The organism is Frankia tisae (assembly GCF_025403405.1).
Classification (GTDB): Bacteria; Actinomycetota; Actinomycetes; order Frankiales; family Frankiaceae; genus Frankia; species Frankia tisai.
Window position 1 is genome coordinate 1 of sequence record NZ_JANEZT010000084.1, and the last position, 19,809, is coordinate 19,809.

Below are 19,809 nucleotides of genomic sequence, written 5' to 3' on the forward strand. Positions count from 1 at the left end.
GGGATGGAGTGCTCGACTCCCGTCCGCCAGACGTCGACGTCACCCCCTCGGTGGGCCGGCGGAACCGCCGGGATCTTCGTGGGACCTCAACCAGCATGCGTGACCCGGCGCTTGGTCGCTCATCGGCACCGGGCGCTCGCGGGCTGACGGAGCAGTTCGGGCGAAGCAAACCTGGCTGTGGGCGGGCGCCGATTCACGGCAGTTGGCATGGACGGTCCTATACCGCTGGTAACGGTAGACGAGCGTTTCCTGTCCAGGCGAGCCGGCGGGCCAGGTGTGAGCGGTACGCCTCGGATTGTTCAGTGACCGTTAAGGGCGTGGGGGTCCGATGGCCCGGATTCGGCGGGCCGGACGGGTCCCCCCAGGTGCCGCGGCCGGCGAGCGATCTGCGCCTCGAAGTCGAGCCGCGGGGATCATGACCGGCGCTGCCCGGCGAGCCGTGCGTAGGCCCGGCGGGTGCGCTCCGCGAGCACCGCCGACAGGTAGGCCCAGCCCGGCGTGCCGGGGGGTGGTGGCGGCGTGACGACTGCGCGCACCTCGTCGACCAGGCCTCGCCCGAGGCGGTCCAGTGCCTGCGGTGACAGGGCATGGGAACGGCTCAGGAACTGCCGGGCGCGCAGGGCGAGGTCGTCGTCGAGTCCGGTCAGGTCGAGCAGGGCCGCCCAGCCGAGCAGCGGCGGCGGGACGAACGGCGCGGCGCCGACCGTGCGCGGCACGCTCACCTGCAACACAACCGTCCCGGCGAACACGTCCCCCAGGCGCTTGCTGCGCCGTGAGGCGATCATGCTGATGATGGCGGGCAGGCCGATCAGCATCCCGGGGCGTTCGATGATCGCGCCGATGAGCCCGCGGGTGAGGGCGTGCCGGAACCGGATGGGCCCGCCGTCGTCGCGGACCACCCGCAGGCCCAATGCCATCTTGCCGAGGGTCCGCCCGCGGCTCAGCGTCTCGCACGCCACCGGGTAGCCCAGCACCATGGTGACGTAGATCAGCAGGAAGGTTGTGGCGACCAGCGCGTCGTCGTCGGGCCGCACGACAAGCACGACGAGGGCGCCGAGAACGTAGAGGATGTAGAGCTGGGCGAGCAGGTCGATCAGCCCGGCCACCAGGCGCGAACCAAGCCGGGCCACCCGCAGGTCGATGGCGACCGCCTCGCCGGTGATGATCGACTCCGTGCCCGGCGCCATGCCGGCGTGCCCCGCCCCGGGGGGGCCGCTCCGGACGACCTTGTTCATGGGGCCCCCGGGATCTCGATGCGCGTGCGGATCTCACCATATGGTGTCTGCCGGGTACCCAGGGCGGCCCGTCCGGGTGATCCGGAGCGGGTCCGGCGCCCGCCAGCGGTGTCAAAACGGTCTGCATCGGTCTGCGTCGGTCTGCGTCGGCAGACTACCGTCACTTACTCCGCAGGCCCCGACACAATCTGCCGGTATCCAGACGTCTGGGCGGCGGCCTCGATGACAACATCGGGAAGTACCCGACGATCGCCGCGATCGCCGCCGGCCTCGCGGACTTCGCCGTCCTGGCCCTCGATGGCGGCGACGGGTCCTGACGGACAGCAGGGTCACAGGCGGTGGTGGCGGGGTGTCCCGGTGCCGCCGCCCGTCTGCGAGGATAAGGCCGCCATGGATCTCGATGCGTTCGTCGCCGTGCACCGTCCGGAGTGGATCCGCCTCGGCCGGCTCGTCGACCGGGCCGCCCGGCCGCGCCGGATGAGCGCCGACGAGCTCGACGAGCTGGTCGAGCTCTACCAGCGGACCGCGACCCATCTGTCGGTGATCCGCACCCGCTCCTACGACACCAGCCTCGTCGACGACCTCACCAACCTGGTGACCCGCGCCCGCGCGGTGGTCGCCGGGGCCCCCGACCCCGGCTGGCATGTCGTCGGCCGCTTCTTCGCCGTGACGTTCCCGCTCGCCGTCTACGAGCGCCGGCGGTGGGTGATCGTCACGGCGCTCGGGTCGCTGCTGGTCGCGCTGGCCGCCGGGCTGTGGATCTTCCACGATGCCGACGCGCAGGCCAACCTGCACACACCGAGCGCCGTCGCCGACCTGTGCCGCTCCGACTTCGCGTCCTACTACACGGAGAACCCGGCCTCCTCGTTCGCCGGCCAGGTCTGGACGAACAACGCCTGGGTATCCGCGACGGCGGTCGCCACCGGCGCGCTGCTCGGCCTGCCGACCCTGCTGGCGCTGCTGGTGAACGCGCTGAACACCGGGGTGGTCGGCGGGTACATGGCCAGCTGCGGGCAGAGCGGCCAGTTCTGGAGCCTGATCCTCCCGCACGGCCTGCTGGAGCTCACGGTCGTGTTCCTCGCGGGCGCGGTGGGGCTGCGGCTGGGCTGGTCGATCATCGAGCCGGGCCCGCGGCGCCGCGTCGAGGCGCTGGCCGCGGAGGGGCGGGCGGCGGTGCCGATCACGCTCGGCAGCGCGCTGGCCCTGGCGGTCTCCGGCTTCATCGAGGCGTTCGTGACGCCCTCTGGACTGCCGACGGCGGTCCGGATCGGGATCGGCGTCCTGGCCTGGGCCGGCTTCATCGCCTACATCTGGGGCTTCGGGGCGCGAGCGGCCGCGGCCGGCGAGACGGCCGACCTCGATGCCGCCCACGGCGGTGTCGACCTCGCCCCCGTGGTCTGACTTCCGGCGCCCGGCGCCCGGCGCCTGGCTTCCGGCGCCCGGCGCCTGGCGCTGGGCGCCGCATACGCTGCCAGGATGAGTCCGACCGCAGCCAGGGATGTCAGCGTCGACCGCGCGGGCCTGCTCGACTTCGTCCGCCCCCGCCACCGCGGCATCCTCGTCACCACCCGCCGCGACGGCGGCCCGCAGCTGTCCCCGGTGACGATGGGAGTCGACACCGCGGGCGACGTCGTTGTGGCGACCTACCCGGAGCGGGCGAAGACCCGCAATGCGCGCCGCGACCCGCGGGCGTCGATGTGCGTGCTGTCGGAGGCGTTCAACGGCGACTGGGTCCAGGTCGACGGCACGATCACGGTGGTCGACCAGCCCGGCGCGGTCGAGGAGCTGGTGGAGTACTTCCGCTGCATCAGCGGCGAGCATCCTGACTGGGACGAGTACCGCGAGGCCATGCGCCGCCAGGAGAAGGTGCTGCTCCGGCTGCGGATCGAGCGGTGGGGGCCGATCAGCCGCGGCGGCTTCCCCGCCCGACTGCTCGCCCCGGCCGACGAGGGCTAGCCCGGCCCGGGGGCCTGCGCGCGGCCGCCAGGCGTTCAGAGTGATCGGCGTTTGGCCAGCCGTGCAGCAGCAGCAGCACCGGCGGCCCGTCGGCGGGCCCCGTCACCTCGACGGAGATGTTCAGGATCTCGGTGCGCGCAGCGGTGGTGGCCATTGCCGATCCTCCGCGTGCCTAGAACCCGTGGTGGACGGCCTCGACGTTGTGGCCGTCGGGATCGCGCAGGAAGACGGCGTAGTAGGTCGGGTGGTACTCGGGCCAGAGGCGCGGCGCGTGCAGCACCTCGACGCCGTCGCGCACCGCAGCCTCGTGCACCGCGTCGACGGCCGCCCGGTCCGCGGCGCGGAAGGCCACGTGCACCTCCCGAGTCTCGGCGCCGGCCGCGGGGCTGAGCCAGAACGACGGAAACCCGTCCGGCCCGGACAGGCCGACCATCACAGAATCGCCGAAGGGGAATCGCTTCGCTTCGCAGATGCGGATGGCCGCGAAGGTACGCAGGTAGAAGGCGACCGACGCCTCGACGTCGGCTGCCTGGACACTGATGTGATCAAGCATGGTGGCATGGTAGCGAGGAAATCCGACAGTTTTTGGGCTCCGCTCCCGGGCTCCGCTCCCGGGCTCCGCGCGGCACCCGGCGCTCTCCGCCGCGGTCCTGCTCGTCAACGCCGAGCCAACCTGTGTCACGGACCACATTCCGTTCGGCTGGGAAGGGCCGTCGGCGGGATTCCTGTTCGGACAGGTAGTCCGCGACCGCGCTCGGCGGGGGCGTGACGGCGACGAGAGGAAGTCCGGTGACCACCGCCTTCGATCCGATCGATCTGGCTGGCCTGCGTCTGGCGAATCGCATCGCCATGGCGCCGATGACCCGTAACCGGGCGTTCGGCCCCGGCACCACCCCCACGCCGTCGATGGCGACCTACTACGCCCAGCGGGCCACCGCCGGACTGATCATCACCGAGGGCATCCAGCCCTCCGCCATCGGCCAGGGTTACCCGAACACCCCCGGCCTGCACAGCGCCGAGCAGGTCCAGGCGTGGCGGGCGGTCACCGCCGCCGTCCACGACGCCGGCGGCGTGATCTTCGCCCAGCTCATGCACGCCGGGCGGATCAGCCACCCGAGCCTGCTGCCCGCGGGCGCGGTCCCGGTCGCCCCCTCCGCGGTCCGCCCTGCCGGTCAGGTGTTCACCGGCGCGGGCATGGCGGACTTCGAAACCCCGGCCGAACTGACCGAGGAGCAGATTCCCGAGCTCGTCGCGGAGTTCGCCGCGGCGGCCCGCAACGCGGTCGCCGCCGGCTTCGACGGCGTCGAGGTGCACGGTGCGAACGGCTACCTCATCAACCAGTTCCTGGCCACGAACGCCAACCGCCGCACCGACGGCTGGGGTGGCTCGGTCGCCGGCCGGATCCGGTTCGCCGTCGAGGTCACCCGGGCTGTGGTCGAGGCGGTCGGCGCGAACCGGGTCGGACTGCGGATCTCACCTGGCGGCAGCTTCAACGACATGGTCGTCGACGACGTGCCCGCCACCTACACCGCACTGGTGGACGCGGTGCGCCCGCTCGGCCTGGCCTACCTGCACATCGCCGAGAACGCCGAACGTTCGCTGACCGTGCAGCTACGCCGCGGCTTCGGCGGCACGCTGATCCTCAACCCGGCCACGGGCGACCGGCCGACCGGGCCCGCGGACCTTCCCCTCGTCGAGGACGGCACCACCGACCTGCTCAGCTTCGGGGCTCAGTTCCTCGCCAACCCGGACCTGCCCGCCCGGCTCGCGGCCGGCGGACCGTTCAACCCGGCCGACCGGGACACCTTCTACGGCGGCGACGACCGCGGTTACCTGGACTACCCGCCGCTGCCCCCGGTGGCGACCGGCGCTCCCGCCGTGCCCGCCCAGGAGCCAACCGTCGCGGTCCTGCCTGCCTGAGCCACAGCGAAGATCAGTGTCGGGCCGAAGGTCAATGCCGGGCTCTCGTATACCGTCTGGAATTGACCTGCAGCCCGAGAAGGGAAGCGCCCGCCCATGGCAGACACCGACGACTTCAACGCCCGGATCATCGCCGATTTCCGGGCAACGCAGGGGCACCCGGGTGGTCAGTTCGCGGGAACGCCGATCCTGCTGCTGCACACCACCGGGGCCCGCAGCGGCAACCCGCGGATCAACCCGGTGGTGTACGCCGAGGACGGCGGCCGATACCTGGTGTTCGCCTCGTACGCCGGGGCGCCCAAAGATCCGGCCTGGTACCACAACCTGAAGGCGTATCCCGAGGCGAAGATCGAGGTCGACGCCCGGACCCTGGCCGTGCGCGTCGACGAGGTCACCGGCGCCGAACGTGACGCCATCTACGCCCGGCACGCCGCGAACTACCCGGCCTTCGCCGAGTACGAGGCGAAGGCCGGCCGGAAGATCCCCGTCATCGCGTTGACCCCCGTCGCCGCAACCTGACGGCGCCCGCCGCGGCGATTCCGGCGACTCCGCCGGCACCCGCCTGCCGCGGCGGTGCGCGCCGGGAGCTGGCGGGCCGGCTCGGGGTGGGTCAGAGCCGGCCGAGGGACTTCAGGGTGAGGTAGGCGTCGGTGACGGCGGCGGCGTGGGCGGCGGGCGGTGCGTCGACGACCTCGACGCCGCGGCGGCGCAGCGTCTCGATGAGCTCGCGGCGGCGCATCAGGGTCTGTTCGGCGGCCGCGGCGGCGTACACGGAGCGGACGTCGTCGCGGCCGGCGGCCAGTTCGTCGACGCGGGGGTCGCGCAGCGCCGCCACCACGACGGTGTGCCGGGCCGTCAACGTGCCCAGCGCCGGCAGCAGACCCTCCTCGATGACGGCCGGCACCAGCTCGGTGAACAGCACGACCAGGGAGCGGCGCGAGGTCTCCCGCAGCACCGTCGAGACGATCCCGGCGTGGTCCGCCTCGACGATGGCAGGCTCCAACCGGGCCATGGCGTCGGTCATCCGGGCCAGGAACGCGTGGTCGTGCGAACCGGGCAGTGTCACCCGGGGCACACTGTCGTGCGCGATGAGCCCGACCCGGTCGCCGGCCCGCAGCGCGACCGCGGTGAGCAGCAGCGCGGCGTCGAGCGCATGGTCCAGCCGAGGGACGTCGCCGATCCGGCCGGCGGAGGTGCGCCCGGTGTCGAGGACGCAGACCACCCGCCGGTCCCGCTCCGGCCGGAAGGTCCGGACCACGACCGCCCCGCGCCGCGCGGTGCCCCGCCAGTCGATCAGGCGGACGTCGTCGCCGATCACGTAGTCGCGCAGGCTGTCGAACTCCGAGCCCGCGCCGGCCCCGCGGATCGCGACCTCACCCTCGATCTCCCGCAGTCGGGCGAGCGCCGCGGGCAGGTGCCGGCGCGACGTGAACGGCGGCAGCACCCGGATCCGCCACGGGCAGTGGTGGCGGCCCTGCCGGCCGGCGAGGCCCAGCGGGCCGAGGGAACGCACCGTGATCCGGAAGGGCTCTCGGTCGCCGCGCCGCGTCGGGTACAGCGTCGTCTCCAGGAAGCGCCGTTCCCCGGCGGGGACGACCACCCGGTGCACCCGCGGCCGGGCGCCCGCGGACGGCGGCCAGGCGTCGCGCACTCGGGCTCGCACGGTCCGGGCGCCGTCGTTGGCGATCCCGAGCACGAGTCCGACCGGCTGGTCGAGCCGGGCGGAGGTCGGCCCCGACCGGGTGAACTCCAGGGTGCGGACCCCGCCGGCCAGCGTGAGGTCGACCGCGACGAGCCCCACGACCACCAGGTCGACGAGCAGCATCGCCAGGCCGGGCGCGGGGGAGAGCAGGACGACCAGCACCCCGAGCAGGGCCAGCGCGACGGCGCGGCCAGTGATCGCCACCGGGCCTACCGGGGCACCGGGACGGTGGCCAGCACCTGTTCCAGGACTATGTCCGCGGTGACGCCGTCGAGCTCGGCCTCGGGCCGCAGGCTGATCCGGTGCCGCAGCGTCGCCCGGGCCAGGGCCTTGACGTCGTCGGGGGTCGCGTAGCCGCGCCCGGACAGCCATGCCCAGGCCCGGCTGGTCGCCAGGAGCGCGGTGGCCCCACGCGGCGACACTCCGAGCTGCACGCTCGGCGCCACCCGGGTCGCCCGCGCCAGGTCGACGATGTAGGCCAGCACCTCCGGGTGCACCGCGACGGCGAGCACCGCGGCCCGCGCCGCGGCCAGCTCCGCCGGGCCCGCGACCGGGCGCACGCCGGCCGCAGCCAGATTTGTCGGGTCGAAGCCGCCGGCGTGGTGGGCCAGCACCCGGATTTCGTCGTCGCGCGGCGGCAGCGGCAGCGTCACCTTTACCAGGAAACGGTCGAGCTGTGCCTCGGGCAGCGGGTAGGTGCCCTCGTGCTCGACGGGATTCTGGGTTGCCAGGACGGCGAACGGGGTGGGCAGCAGCCGGGGCGTTCCCTCCACGCTGACCTGCCGTTCCTCCATCACCTCCAGCAGGGCGGCCTGGGTCTTCGGCGGGGTCCGGTTGATCTCGTCGGCGAGCAGCAGGTTCGTGAAGACCGGACCTTCGCGGAAGGTGAACGCCGAGCTGCGGTTGTCGTAGACGAGCGAGCCGGTGACGTCTCCCGGCATCAGATCCGGGGTGAACTGCAGCCGCTTGGTGTCCAGCGACAGCGCGGTCGCCAGGGTGCGCACGAGCAGCGTCTTCGCCACGCCCGGCACGCCCTCGAGCAGCGCGTGCCCGCGGCAGAGCAGGGCGACGACCAGCCCGCTGACGGCGGCGTCCTGGCCGACCACGGCCTTGGCGACCTCGCCGCGCAACGCGATCAGCGCCCGGCGCGCCGCGTCGGCGTCGGGCGGTGCGGCATCCCGGGCCGGTGGTACAGCGGGTACCGGGCTGGCGGGCTCCCCGGGCAGCTGGGCGGGCTGCGCCGCTGCGGCGGCCGGCTCCGCGTCGATGTTGCGGGAGGTCACCGTCCACCTACCTGTCGGTCGAGTTCGTCGAGCGCCCGAGCCAGGGCGAGCAGTGCGGCATCCTGCTCGCCCGGCCGGCCGGTGCCGCGGCGGGGGCCGGGCCCGCCGTCCGCCGCCTGCGCTGCCGGCCGGAATACGTCCGGTGGGAGGCGACGCGACTGGTAGCGGTCCCGGGCCCACCCGATTGGGCTGGGTACGCCGGTGGTCTGCGGCGGCATGCCCGAACCGTACAGGAGCGATCCGATTTCCGAGGGTGACCGCCCGGTCCGTTCGCTGATGGAGGCCACGAGGGCTACGGGATCGGGTCCGGTTGCTCTGCCTGGTCCGGCGAATGCCGGCAGCCCGGTGCGTTCCGCCAGCCGAACCCGGGTGCCGGCCCGCAGCGCATCGGCGGCCCGGTCGCGGGCGTGCGCGGCGGCGTAGAGCCGGCCGCGGCCCTCCACCGTCTCCGCGGCCCGCACGATCACGGGCAGCGGCTCGGGCACCGGCGGCCCCAGCCGCCGCCCCCGCCACAGCGCCAGCAGCACCAGCACGACCCCGGTCTGCAGGCAGGCCCAGCGAAACCCGGCGGGCAGCAGTTCGGCCACGCTGCGGGTACCGACCCCGCCGTCGGCATCCGCGGCCAGGGTGATCCAGGACAGCGTGGGATGCCGGGCGAGCAGGCCGAGCGCGAGCGCCGCGTTGCCCGAATGGTCCAGCTCCTGATTGGTGAGGAAGTCCGCGGAGCCGAGCAGGACCAGCCGCCCGGCCGCGGGACCCGCTGCGGCCCGGCCGGGGGTGAGCACCGCGAGCTGGGCCGCGCCAGACGGGTCGCCGTAGCACAGAGTTAACTTCATGTCGCCGAGATCGCCATCGTCGGTCCGGGTAAAGACGCGACTCCCGCCGATCGTGACGCTGCCTGCCGCCGCCGCTTCGGGCATCGCGCAACGCGGGTCGGACTCGCCGCCCGCCGGCTGCCGGTCAGCTGTGACGACGCCCACGTCAAGCGCGTCTAGTACGGCGTCGCCCGGTGCCACCAGCACGATGTCGGAGCCCCGCCAGACGCGGCCGAGCAGGCCGGTGAGCGCATCGTGGGTCAGCCGTCCGGGGCGGACGACGACGAGTGTGTCCTGCTGACCGGCCGACTCCGCGGGCACGGCGTCCGCGGGGGACACCACCACGCCGCGGGCGCGCAGGATCTGGGCCAGCGCGCGGGTCCCATCGGACTCGGTCGATGCCAGGTCCAGCGCCGGGCGTCCGGCCGGGCGGGTGACCAGGGCGGTGACCATCAGGAAGCCAAGCAGCAGGGCGCCGACGACGGCCGCCACGAGGACCCCGCGGCGCACCGCCGGCGGCCGGGGGCCGCTGCGCACCGCGCTGGGCGAAACGCCACCCGCGCTGGCGCCGCCCGGGGCCAGGGTGCCGCTGGCCGTCATGCCGGCACCGCGAGGCTGCCCGCCGCGCTGTCCCGCCCGCCCGTGCCGCGCCGCAGGTGAGACAGCGCGGTGTCCGCGTCGACGAGCACCTGGTACCCGGCGGCGGTGGCCGGGCGCCCGCCGTACCAGATCTCGCTGAAGATCTCCACCGCGGCGGCCATGGCAGCCTGCCCGCCGCCCGGGGCATGGCCGGAGTCGCCCGGACCGCCCGGGACGCGGTCGGCGGCCGGGGCGATCCGGGCGACCTCGGCGACGAGCTCGCCGGCGGTGCGCCCGGGGCGCGGATCGAGCACGCCCTTCTCCTCGAGCATCCGCACGATCGCCCGCAGCCGGGAGCGCACCGCCCGCGCGTAGTCCTCGTCGGCCGCGTGCCGGTTGGCCTCGACCCGCAGCTGCGCGGCGGTCAGCGGGCTGGACAGGTCGTCCGCGGCCGCCTGCCGCGCCCGCGCGGTCCGCCGGACCGGACCCAGCCACCACCGCACCGCGATCGCCCCGACGACGAGCACCGCCACGAGCGCGAGGACCCCGAGCCCGTGCGAGCCGCCGCCAGTCCCGCTGTGCGGCAGTACCCAGTCGAACAGGTCCGCGACCCGGTCGTCGATCCAGCTGAGCAGCCGGTTCCACCAGTGCGGCCGGCTGTCGCCATAGATGCGGTTCGACAGCTCGCGGTGCGCCTCCTCCCGGGCACCATCGCGGGTGACCGGACCGCCCAGGGTCATCCGGGCGTCCTCACCCCGGCCGCGCGGGCCCGTGCGGCCTCGGCGAGGGTGACGTCCAAGCCCTCCCGCCGGATCCGTAGATCGATGTACAGCAGCACGACCGTGCCGGAGACGATCGGTGTCGAGATCGTCGTGGCCAGCAGGTTGCTGAGCCCCTCGACGATGTGGCCGGTCACCGTGAGGTCGCCGTCGAGGAAATCACCGAACACCGACGACGACCCCAGGATCACCGCGGTGACGACGGCGAGGACCCCGCTGAGCATGAACGCGATGAGCGCCGTGAGAACCAGGATGCCCAGCGTCCGCCACCAGGAGCCGCGCACGATCGTCACCGACCGGCGCAGGGCATGGCGCACGCTGCCGCCCTCGAGGACGTACGCGGGCGTCGACAGCCCCAGATAGACGCCCACGACGGCGGCGCCGACGAGCAGAGCGACCAGCCCGAGCGCCACCGCCACCGCGATGATGATTGTGAGGGCGAACAGGCCGCCGAGACGCGGGGCGACCCGTCGGACGGCCTCGATCGGGCCGATGCGGCTGCCCAGCGTCGCCTCGCTCACGACCACGCTGAGCACGCCGGACAGGAACAGCCCGAGAACGAGGTCGAGCGCGACGGTCGCGAGGGTGCTCAGCACCGACACCGTCGTCGAGGCGTGCTCGGTGCTGATCCGCACCACCGTCGAGATCGTCTCGACGACGGTCGCGGACGCGAGCGTCACACCGATGGTCGCGCCCGGGTTCTCGCGGATCGTGGCGAAGGTGCCGTCCAGGATCTCGCCGAGTGCCAGCGGACGCAGCGGGATGATCCCCGGCTTGGGCGCCGCCGACCCCCACCGCCACGGTCCCGGTGGACCCGGCGGGGGTCCGTGCCATCCGGGCGGCCCGCCCGGCGGGGGTCCGTGCCATCCGGGCGGCCCGCCCTGCGAGGGCGGGCCGGGGGGCACCGGCGGCTGGTCGGGTCGCCCCCACCCGCCGTGGGGCTGCGGCGTGCCCCACGACGGCCCGGCGGAACCGTCGCCCGGGGGCGACGATGTGCCGGGTGCGGCCCAGCCGGGTCCGTCGGTCATCGATGTGTCTCCACTCGTCGTTCGGGCGTCGCTCCTGGGCCGGGCGCCGCTCATCGGTCCTGCGGCCGTTCGAAATCCTGCGGTCGTTCAACGGTCCTGAGATCGCTCACGTCTCACGGCCGCTCATGGGGAGCATGGGGCTCCAGGTTTTCCCGGTCAGAGATCTGTCCGGGGGCGGACGCCGAGCGGCGCTGCTTCCCTGTCGTCCGGTTTCTGTGCCCTGGGACGGGTGTGCCGAGGCCGGCACGCGAATGGTGCCGGGTGCGGTCGGGATCGGCCGCCCGGATGTGCTCCCGATCGGCTGCACCACGCACGGTCCGTCTCAGGGAGATGATCCGCCCGGTACCGATCGTCTCAGACGGCGCCGGGTCACCGTGCGATGACCTGCCGATGCCGCTGGGCTCGGGCAGCTTGGCTCGGCCACCCGTGGGCGTCCATGCGTGGGTGTCCATGCGTGTCCACACCCCGCGCGCAATGCGCGGGGTGCGTTGTCCACAGATTGGCCGCGGGGCTGGCGAATGCCTCGGTCGACGGTGATCCTTCCCTTCATGGCCCACGCATTTCTGCCCCTGTTCGCCCGGAACCTGGCGATCCTCGCCGACCTGATCGTGCCGCTGTCCTGCGCCGGCTGCGGTGGTCGCGGGGCGTCGGTGTGCCGGGCATGCGCCGCGGAGCTGCGCGGTCCAGCCTTCCTCGCCGTCGCGGGTCCCATGGCCACCCCGCGGCGGCGGGGGCTGCCGCCGTGCCTGGCGGCGGCTCACTACGGTGGCCGGGTCCGGTCGCTGCTGTTGGCTTACAAGGAGCGCGGCCGGGTGGATGCCGCCCGCCCGCTGGGGGCCGCACTGGCCCGCGCGGTCGCGCGGGCGCTCCCGGCCGCCTCGGGTGGGCCCGCCGGCGTCTGGGCCCCGTCGCCACCCGCGCCTGCGTTCGTGCTCGTGCCGGTCCCCTCGACTGCGGCGGCCCGTCGCCGGCGCGGCTTCGATCATCTCGCCCTGCTGTGTTCCGCAGCAGCCGCTGTGCTGCGCCGCCACGGTCACCGGGTGCGCGTCGCGCCCGTGCTACGGCCGGTGCGCCGGCTCGCCGACCAGGCCGGGCTGGGCGCTACGGCGCGGGCGGCGAACCTCGCCGGCGCCTTCGAGCTGGCCAATCCGGCGCGGGTGGCTCGGCGTGCGGCGTTACCGGCGGGCGCGCGGGTCATCGTCATCGACGACGTGCTGACGACTGGGGCGACGGTGGCCGAGGCGGTGCGAGCGCTGCGGGCCGCCTCCGTGCGAACCGCTGCGGTCGCCGTGGTCGCGGTGGTCGATCCGACGCGCGGAAAAGTCGCCCTGCCCGCGATCCACGGCCTGCCGGGGTGAAACTGCCGGTACGCACCGTCCGGGTCCGCTCGCAAGGGGCGAAGGAACGGGCGGTGGCGGGCCCTCGTGCCTGCCGGCTTAGCGCACGTGTCGTGTGGATGCTGGGCCGACGGGCGGAGTAGGGCCGCCGCAGCGGGGAAGGAGCCGAACGCGGGCGACTGACCGCAAACGGCACGACGGAAGGTGCGACAACCGTGGACAGGGCGTCCGTGGATCGTCTCGGCCCGAGGCCGGGCGTATCCCGGGGGACGCCGCAACTCGCCGGCGCACGGCTGGCCGTTGGCGCAAGCCGCGTCGCCGGGAATGGCGAACGGGAGGTGGATCGCGTGGACATCGTGGTCAAGGGCAGGCACACCGTGGTTCCGGAACGGTTCCGCAACCATGTCGAGGCCAAGCTCGCCAAGCTGGAGCGGCTGGACTCGAACATCATCAGCGTCGACGTCGAGCTGTCGAAGGAACACAACCCCCGGCTGTCCCACGTCTGCGATCGGGTCGAACTCACCGTGTACTCGCGGGGTCCGGTGATCCGGGCCGAGGCCGCCGCCGCCGACTGCTACGCCGCCCTCGATCTGGCCACCGGCAAGCTCGCCGAGCGCCTGCGTCGCGCCGCCGACCGGCGGGTCCGCCACCACGCCAACCACGCCGGCGCGAAGCCGGCCGGCATCACTTCCGTGCCCCTGGAGAGCCTGATGCCCCTGGAGGGCACCCGGCCGGCCGACCTGCGTCCCGCCACCGAAGCGCAACCGTCCGTGGGAAGTTCCGCGCGCCCGGTCGTCGCGACCCCCGTCGACGCGCTCGCCGCCGCGGGCAGCCCAGCCGGCCGGGGAGAGGCGGCGGACCAGGCACCGCTGGTCGTGCGGGAGAAGACGCACGAGGCCGACGCGATGACGCTCGAGGATGCCCTGTCCAACATGGAGCTGGTCGGGCATGATTTCTACCTCTTCCTGGACGTCGACCTTGGCCTGCCCAGCGTCGTCTACCGCCGCGTCGGCTACGACTACGGCGTGATCAGGCTCGCGGGCTCGGCCGGGGCGGCGGTCGCCGCGTCACTGGACGCGCACCGTGAGGTGGACCGATCGGCGCAGGATCGCGGCGCGTTCGCGAGCTCGGCCGCTCTTTAGACGATCTGCAGGTCACGTCCACCGGCTGACGTGGGACCATTTGCCTCGGGTGTCGGAGTGCACGGCACGCCACCCCGCGCGTAGTCGCGCGGGGTGGCGTGACCGGGGTGAAAATGGTCCTTAGGAGGTCAGATGACGGTGGAGGAGCAGCGCTCTGAGGAGGTGCTGCCGACGCCATCGGAGGCGAACCCCATCCGGGTGCTCATCGTCGACGACCATGCCCTGTTCCGGCGCGGGTTGGAGATGGTGCTGGGCCAGGAGGTCGACATCGAGGTCGTCGGGGAGGCTGCGGACGGGTCCGAGGCCGTGACCATGGCGAAGGAGATGGCTCCCGACATCGTGCTCATGGACGTGCGGATGCCGCGCCGCGGCGGGATCGACGCCACGAGCGCCATCAAGGAGTCGGTGCCGAGTGCAAAGATCGTCATGTTGACGATCAGTGACGAGGAGGCCGACCTCTACGACGCGATCAAGGCAGGGGCCATGGGCTACCTGCTCAAGGAGATCTCCATTGACGAGGTCGCCGCGGACATCCGCGCCGTCTACGGCGGGCAGAGCCTGATCAGCCCGTCGATGGCGTCGAAGCTGCTCAGCGAGTTCGCGGCGATGATCAAGAACAAGGACGACCGGCCGCAGCTACCCACCCCCCGGCTCACCGACCGGGAGATGGAGGTGCTGCGTCTCGTCGCCAAGGGCATGAACAACCGCGACATCGCCAAGCAGCTCTACATCAGCGAGAACACCGTCAAGAACCACATCCGCAACATCCTGGAGAAGCTGCAGCTGCATTCCAGGATGGAGGCGGTGGTCTACGCGGTGCGGGAGAAACTTCTCGAAATCACCTGAGTCATCGCCGTGGGTCCCCGGGCGGGGGCGGGTCGCCCGGGAGCCGCGAGCCCACCCAGCAGTCGACCCGCCGCCCGTCGCCCACCACCAGGGCCTGTCGCAGGGTTCCCTCCAAGGTGTATCCGTTCTTCTCGGCCACCCGGAGGGAGGCGACGTTGCCCACCGCGGCCCGCCATTCGATCCGGGCCAGTCCCAGCGCCCCGAAGGCCCACCGGGTCAGCGTCGCCACCGCCTGTGACATCACGCCCTGGCCGCGTGCCGGCGCCGCACACCAGTAGCCGATCTCGGCGTCGCTGCGGGTGGTTATCTGGAGCAGCGCGACCGAGGCCAGCAACTGCTCGGTCGTCGCGTCGACCACCGCGAACGCGGCTCCGGTCCCGTCTGCCCAGCTCCGGGGGGCCTCCCGGGTGACGAAGTCCTCGGCGTGGTGGCGCCCGTACGGGGTGGGCAACCTGGTCCACCGGGGGATCTCCGGATCCTGGCAGGCCTGGTGGACGGCGTCGACGTCGTAGGGGCGCCAGGGGCGTAGATGGAGGCGGCCGGCGGTGATCTCCACCGGTTCGAGAGACGGCATGACTCAACCTTCTACCGGCTCACCGTCGCGCCGCGCCCCTCATGTCCGACCCGGGCACCGGCCCTGGGCCGGTGCCGGCGCCCACCCGTCCCGGGCACCCCGCGGCACTCCCGCTCGTTGGACCGGGTGACGGATCGTGCGTACCCGCGCCGTCGCCTGAGTTGCACTGGTCGTTTGTGCTTACGCAATCCCCGCCCCTGGGCGTCGGCGCCTCGTCCTTGCACCCACAGCCCGTCGCCGACCGCGGCCGGAGGAACCGCGTCCCGATGGATGTTGTGGGGGACGGTCCAGGGGCTAGCATCGTGGGGTCGGTGCCTCGCCGACATGCCAGCCGGAGGAGTTTCGCCCGTGGTTCTAGACAAGATCTTGCGTGCCGGCGAGGGCCGGATTCTGCGCAAGCTCAAGGCGATCGCCGAGCAGGTGAACCTGATCGAGGACGACTTCACCGGGCTGTCCGACGGCGAGCTGCGCGGCATGACCGACGAGTTCCGCCAGCGCGTCGGGGAGGGCAAAGAGTCCCTCGACGACCTGCTGCCCGAGGCATTCGCCGCCGTCCGTGAGGCAGCCCGGCGCACGCTCGGTCAGCGGCACTTCGACGTACAGATCATGGGCGGTGCGGCGCTTCATCTCGGCAACATCGCCGAGATGAAGACCGGTGAGGGTAAGACGCTGGTCTCCACTCTGCCCGCGTATCTGAACGCCCTGTCCGGCAAGGGCGTGCACATCGTCACGGTCAACGACTATCTCGCCCAGCGAGACGCCGAGAACATGGGGCGCGTCCACCGTTTCCTCGGGCTCACCGTAGGGGTGATCCACCCGCAGATGCCGCCCCCGGTGCGTCGCGCCCAGTATGCCTGCGACATCATCTACGGCACGAACAACGAGTTCGGGTTCGACTATCTGCGCGACAACATGGCCTGGAGCGCGGACGAGCTGGTCCAGCGCGGCCATAACTTCGCGGTGGTCGACGAGGTCGACTCCATCCTCATCGACGAGGCCCGTACGCCACTGATCATCAGTGGCCCGGCGGACCACCCGACCCGCTGGTACACGGAGTTCGCCCGGATCTCCCCCCTGCTGGAGCGGGACGTCGACTACGAGGTCGAAGAGGGCAAGCGGACGGTGGCCATCACCGAGTCCGGCGTCGAGAAGGTCGAGGACCAGCTCGGCATCGAGAATCTCTACGAGTCGGTGAACACCCCGCTCGTCGGCTACCTGAACAACTCGCTGAAGGCCAAGGAGCTCTACAAGCGGGACAAGGACTACATCGTCACCGACGGCGAGGTCCTCATCGTCGACGAGTTCACCGGTCGCGTGCTGCACGGCCGGCGCTACAGCGAGGGAATGCACCAGGCGATCGAGGCCAAGGAAAAGGTCGAGATCAAGCAGGAGAACCAGACTCTCGCGACGATCACCCTGCAGAACTACTTCCGGCTCTACGACAAGCTTTCTGGCATGACCGGTACCGCCATGACCGAGGCGGCCGAGTTCCACCAGATCTACTCGCTCGGCGTGGTGCCGATCCCGACGAACAAGCCGATGATCCGAAACGATCAGCCGGACGTCGTCTACAAGACCGAGATCGCGAAGTTCGACGCTGTGGTCGAGGACATCGCCGAGCGGCACGAGAGGGGCCAGCCGGTCCTGGTCGGCACCACGAGTGTGGAGAAGTCCGAGTATCTGTCCAAGCAGCTGACCAAGCGGGGCGTGCCGCACGAGGTCCTCAACGCCAAGCACCATGAGCGGGAAGCGACCATCATCGCCGAGGCGGGCAGCAAGGGCGCCGTCACGGTGGCGACGAACATGGCCGGTCGCGGTACCGACATCATGCTCGGCGGGAACCCGGAGTTCCTCGCCCAGGCCGAGCTGCGCCAGCGCGGACTGTCGCCCATCGAGACTCCCGAGGACTACGAGGCCGCCTGGCAGGAGGCGCTGGAGAAGGCCCGGCAGTCGGTGAAGACCGAGCACGAGGATGTCGTGGAGGCCGGCGGCCTGTACGTCCTCGGCACCGAGCGGCACGAGTCCCGGCGTATCGACAACCAGCTGCGCGGTCGCGCCGGCCGGCAGGGCGACCACGGCGAGTCGCGCTTCTACCTCTCCCTCGGCGACGACCTCATGCGGCTGTTCAACGCCGCCGCCGTCGAGGGGATCATGGATCGCCTCAACATCCCCGAGGACGTCCCGATCGAGTCGAAAATCGTGACGCGGGCGATCCGATCGGCCCAGACCCAGGTCGAGGGCCAGAACTTCGAGATCCGCAAGAACGTCCTCAAGTACGACGAGGTCATGAACAAGCAGCGCACCGTCATCTACGAGGAGCGCCGCAAGGTCCTCGATGGCGCCGACCTGCACGAGCAGGTCCGGCACTTCGTCGACGACACCGTCGAGGGTTACGTCCGCGGCGCCACCGCGGACGGCTACCCGGAGGAGTGGGACCTCGACACTCTGTGGACCGCTCTCGGCCAGCTCTACCCCGTCGGGGTGGAAGCGCCCGACACCGATGATCGCGACGGGCTCACCCCCGACCACCTGCTGGAGGACGTCCAGGCCGACGCGCAGGAGGCGTACGACCGTCGCGAGCTCGACCTCGGCGAAGGCGCCGACGACGAGCCGATCATGCGGGAGCTGGAGCGGCGGGTCGTCCTCGCCGTGCTGGACCGCAAGTGGCGTGAGCACCTCTACGAGATGGACTACCTGCAGGAGGGCATCGGTCTGCGGGCGATGGGGCAGCGTGACCCGCTGGTCGAATACCAGCGCGAGGGTTTCGACATGTTCCAGACGATGATGGAGGGCATCAAGGAGGAGTCCGTCCGCCTCCTGTTCAACGTCGAGGTCCAGATCGCCGGCCAGGAGACCGAACCGGCTCCCGCGGAGATCGTCGCCGTCGCTCCCGCGCCTCCAGCGGGAGCCGCCGCCCTGCCCGCCGCGGTGGCGTCCCTGGCCCTGCCGGACGCCGCGGACGACCAGGCGGCCGCGCGTCGGACGCCGCCGCAGGCCCCGGCCCCGCCGGCGCCGCCTGCCGCGCCGCCGGTCTTCGTCAAGGGCCTGGAACCGCGCCGCCCGACCGGCGGACTTCGCTACACCGCGCCGTCAGTGGACGGCGGTTCCGGACCGGTCACCACCCTGGCCTCGGGCGCCGAGTCGCCGGTCGGTGGCGGCGCCGCCCGCGGTCCCGCCGGCGGATCGGCGACGGAGGCGAGTGCCCGTCCCGCCCGCAACGCCCCCTGCCCGTGCGGCTCGGGACGCAAATACAAGCGGTGCCACGGCGATCCCGCGCGGCGCAACGCCGAGTAGGGCCGCATCACCTGCACCACCTGCACTCTCCGCTCCCGGTCGCCGGACGACGGGTGACGGGTGACCCCGCCGTCCGGCGACCGGGAAGCAGGCGCCGTGGCTCCGTTCAGAGTCAGCCGACCTGCAGGGTCGTGACTCGCCAGCGGCCGCCGGCGGCCTCCATCCGCAACGCCAGCGCCGCGGCCCGCGCGCCCCGGGTGATCACTGCCGACACCTCGGCCACGCCAGGTCGCGGCTCGCTCACCCGTACGCTGCGCACCTGCCCGCGGCGGCGGTCGCTGAGCTGCGCGGCGATGCGTTCGAGATCGCTCTGAAGCCTGGGCGTCGTCCAACCGGCGAGGTGGGACACGGGACGGACGCCGCCGAGTGCCTCGACGATCGCCCGAACGACGATCACCGCGGCCTCCCGTGCGGGCGCGACCGGCCTGCCGACTGCGGGGCCACGGGACGGCCGGCGTCCTGGCGCGGGTAGATCGTCTGGCAGCGGCCGTCCCGCCTCGCTGAACACCTGCTCCGGCACGGCCAGGCGCCGGGGCGAGCGGTCCACGGCGACCGTGCCGCCGCCGCCCCGCTGTTCGCCGCCCCGCTGCTCGCCGTGGTGATGGCCGCCCCCGGCGGGAGCGGCCGCGGGCCGGCCTGACCGGTCGGCGGGGGCGCCGGCTCGCCGGGAGGAGGGCCGGAGTCGAGCATGGCCTGCCCGGCCGGCGTTGCTCGCGGCGGGATCGAGCTCGTCGTCGTAGGGAGGTTCGTTCGGGGCGACGGGGAGCAGCCGTATGCCGGGGACCGACTGTGGTCGCCGGGGCAGGGTCAGGGCACAGGTGGCGGTCACGGCAGGCTCCGATGGTGGCGGGCGGGGTCAGGGCCCGGATGGCGGTATGAGGCGTTGGCCGGGAAGGATCACGTTCGGGTCGTGGCCGATAACGTCGGAGTTCGCCGCCCACCAGCGGTGCCATTCGACCGAGATCTGCTCGGGCGTGGCGGTGGGACCGAGATGGCGGGCGGCGATCGTCCACAGGCTGTCTCCGCGCAGGACGACAACCTCCTCGGCCTCGTCGGCGCGGGGCGACCGGCCGGTGCCCGACGGGCTGGCCGGGACGCCCGTGCCGCGGTGCGAGGACGGGACAAGCGGGTCGTGTGCCGGCGCCGAGGACGGGGGTTTCGGTGCGGGCGCCGTCGAGGCACCGCCGGCGGGGGCCGGGCCGGTCGGTGCGGTTGACGGCGCCGCGGTGCGCGGCGGATCGGTGGCCGGGCGTTCGAGATCCGGCCAACTCACCGACGTGCGTGCCGCGGTGAGCCGGACGGGGGGGCCGGGGTCAGGG

Annotated in this window: 18 protein-coding genes; 8 read left to right on the forward strand and 10 right to left on the reverse strand. The window is 72.8% G+C overall.

The window, feature by feature from the left end; translation table 11 throughout:
• Nucleotides 1–413: 413 nt before the first annotated feature.
• Nucleotides 414–1,187, reverse strand: a complete 774-nt coding sequence (locus NBZ85_RS10755) for an RDD family protein (protein ID WP_261554813.1) — start codon at nucleotides 1,185–1,187, stop codon at nucleotides 414–416.
• 438 nt (nucleotides 1,188–1,625) lie between these two features.
• Between NBZ85_RS10755 and NBZ85_RS10760 the strand changes: the two genes are divergently transcribed.
• Together NBZ85_RS10760 and NBZ85_RS10765 are read left to right on the forward strand one after the other, a co-directional pair.
• The gene (locus tag NBZ85_RS10760; protein ID WP_261554812.1) at nucleotides 1,626–2,636 is read left to right on the forward strand and encodes a stage II sporulation protein M; all 1,011 of its coding nucleotides are present in this window, start codon (nucleotides 1,626–1,628) and stop codon (nucleotides 2,634–2,636) included.
• 75 nt (nucleotides 2,637–2,711) lie between these two features.
• Entirely contained in the window at nucleotides 2,712–3,191 is a 480-nt protein-coding gene (locus NBZ85_RS10765) for a PPOX class F420-dependent oxidoreductase (RefSeq protein ID WP_261554811.1), read from the forward strand.
• Between the two features lie 172 nt (nucleotides 3,192–3,363).
• Here the strand turns inward: NBZ85_RS10765 and NBZ85_RS10770 are convergent, their stop codons facing one another.
• Nucleotides 3,364–3,744 carry a VOC family protein gene (locus tag NBZ85_RS10770; protein WP_261554810.1) on the reverse strand — a complete coding sequence of 127 codons (381 nt, stop codon included), beginning with the start codon at nucleotides 3,742–3,744 and terminating at the stop codon, nucleotides 3,364–3,366.
• 236 nt (nucleotides 3,745–3,980) lie between these two features.
• Between NBZ85_RS10770 and NBZ85_RS10775 the strand changes: the two genes are divergently transcribed.
• Together NBZ85_RS10775 and NBZ85_RS10780 are read left to right on the forward strand one after the other, a co-directional pair.
• Nucleotides 3,981–5,111 carry an alkene reductase gene (locus NBZ85_RS10775; RefSeq protein WP_261554809.1) on the forward strand — a complete coding sequence of 377 codons (1,131 nt, stop codon included), beginning with the start codon at nucleotides 3,981–3,983 and terminating at the stop codon, nucleotides 5,109–5,111.
• 96 nt (nucleotides 5,112–5,207) lie between these two features.
• Nucleotides 5,208–5,630: a nitroreductase family deazaflavin-dependent oxidoreductase gene (locus NBZ85_RS10780; RefSeq protein WP_261554808.1), complete on the forward strand. Its 423-nt coding sequence runs from the start codon at nucleotides 5,208–5,210 to the stop codon at nucleotides 5,628–5,630.
• Nucleotides 5,631–5,721: 91 nt separating this feature from the next.
• On the opposite strand, the gene NBZ85_RS10785 is transcribed toward NBZ85_RS10780, so the two are convergent.
• From NBZ85_RS10785 to NBZ85_RS10805, 5 genes are read right to left on the reverse strand one after another with little or no spacing between them, the layout of a single operon-like run.
• Nucleotides 5,722–7,017 carry a DUF58 domain-containing protein gene (locus NBZ85_RS10785; protein WP_261554807.1) on the reverse strand — a complete coding sequence of 432 codons (1,296 nt, stop codon included), beginning with the start codon at nucleotides 7,015–7,017 and terminating at the stop codon, nucleotides 5,722–5,724.
• Nucleotides 7,018–7,022: 5 nt separating this feature from the next.
• Nucleotides 7,023–8,039: an AAA family ATPase gene (locus NBZ85_RS10790; RefSeq protein ID WP_372517678.1), complete on the reverse strand. Its 1,017-nt coding sequence runs from the start codon at nucleotides 8,037–8,039 to the stop codon at nucleotides 7,023–7,025.
• Between the two features lie 53 nt (nucleotides 8,040–8,092).
• On the reverse strand, nucleotides 8,093–9,511 hold the full coding sequence (locus NBZ85_RS10795) for a DUF4350 domain-containing protein (protein WP_261554806.1): 1,419 nt from the start codon (nucleotides 9,509–9,511) through the stop codon (nucleotides 8,093–8,095).
• Nucleotides 9,508–10,230, reverse strand: a complete 723-nt coding sequence (locus NBZ85_RS10800) for a DUF4129 domain-containing protein (protein WP_261554805.1) — start codon at nucleotides 10,228–10,230, stop codon at nucleotides 9,508–9,510. The genes NBZ85_RS10795 and NBZ85_RS10800 overlap by 4 nt, the downstream gene beginning before the upstream one ends.
• Complete coding sequence (locus tag NBZ85_RS10805) at nucleotides 10,227–11,297, reverse strand: hypothetical protein (RefSeq protein WP_261554804.1); 1,071 nt, start codon at nucleotides 11,295–11,297, stop codon at nucleotides 10,227–10,229. The genes NBZ85_RS10800 and NBZ85_RS10805 overlap by 4 nt, the downstream gene beginning before the upstream one ends.
• Before the next feature lie 548 nt (nucleotides 11,298–11,845).
• Between NBZ85_RS10805 and NBZ85_RS10810 the strand changes: the two genes are divergently transcribed.
• From NBZ85_RS10810 to NBZ85_RS10820, 3 genes are all read left to right on the forward strand, one after another.
• On the forward strand, nucleotides 11,846–12,655 hold the full coding sequence (locus NBZ85_RS10810; RefSeq protein ID WP_261554803.1) for a ComF family protein: 810 nt from the start codon (nucleotides 11,846–11,848) through the stop codon (nucleotides 12,653–12,655).
• Nucleotides 12,656–12,981: 326 nt separating this feature from the next.
• Complete coding sequence (gene hpf / locus NBZ85_RS10815) at nucleotides 12,982–13,776, forward strand: ribosome hibernation-promoting factor, HPF/YfiA family (RefSeq protein WP_261554802.1); 795 nt, start codon at nucleotides 12,982–12,984, stop codon at nucleotides 13,774–13,776.
• A gap of 132 nt (nucleotides 13,777–13,908) precedes the next feature.
• Nucleotides 13,909–14,622, forward strand: a complete 714-nt coding sequence (locus tag NBZ85_RS10820; RefSeq protein ID WP_261554801.1) for a response regulator — start codon at nucleotides 13,909–13,911, stop codon at nucleotides 14,620–14,622.
• Nucleotide 14,623: 1 nt separating this feature from the next.
• Here NBZ85_RS10820 and NBZ85_RS10825 read toward each other — a convergent pair whose 3' ends face one another.
• Nucleotides 14,624–15,196, reverse strand: a complete 573-nt coding sequence (locus NBZ85_RS10825) for a GNAT family N-acetyltransferase (protein ID WP_261554800.1) — start codon at nucleotides 15,194–15,196, stop codon at nucleotides 14,624–14,626.
• Nucleotides 15,197–15,544: 348 nt separating this feature from the next.
• Here NBZ85_RS10825 and secA point away from each other — a divergent pair, with 348 nt between their 5' ends.
• Nucleotides 15,545–18,490, forward strand: a complete 2,946-nt coding sequence (gene secA, locus NBZ85_RS10830; RefSeq protein WP_261554799.1) for a preprotein translocase subunit SecA — start codon at nucleotides 15,545–15,547, stop codon at nucleotides 18,488–18,490.
• A gap of 112 nt (nucleotides 18,491–18,602) precedes the next feature.
• Here secA and NBZ85_RS10835 read toward each other — a convergent pair whose 3' ends face one another.
• Both NBZ85_RS10835 and NBZ85_RS10840 read right to left on the reverse strand, forming a co-directional pair.
• On the reverse strand, nucleotides 18,603–19,319 hold the full coding sequence (locus NBZ85_RS10835; RefSeq protein WP_261554798.1) for an Rv3235 family protein: 717 nt from the start codon (nucleotides 19,317–19,319) through the stop codon (nucleotides 18,603–18,605).
• Between the two features lie 27 nt (nucleotides 19,320–19,346).
• A partial coding sequence (locus NBZ85_RS10840; RefSeq protein WP_261561876.1) for a LysM peptidoglycan-binding domain-containing protein occupies nucleotides 19,347–19,809 on the reverse strand: 463 nt, incomplete at its 5' end.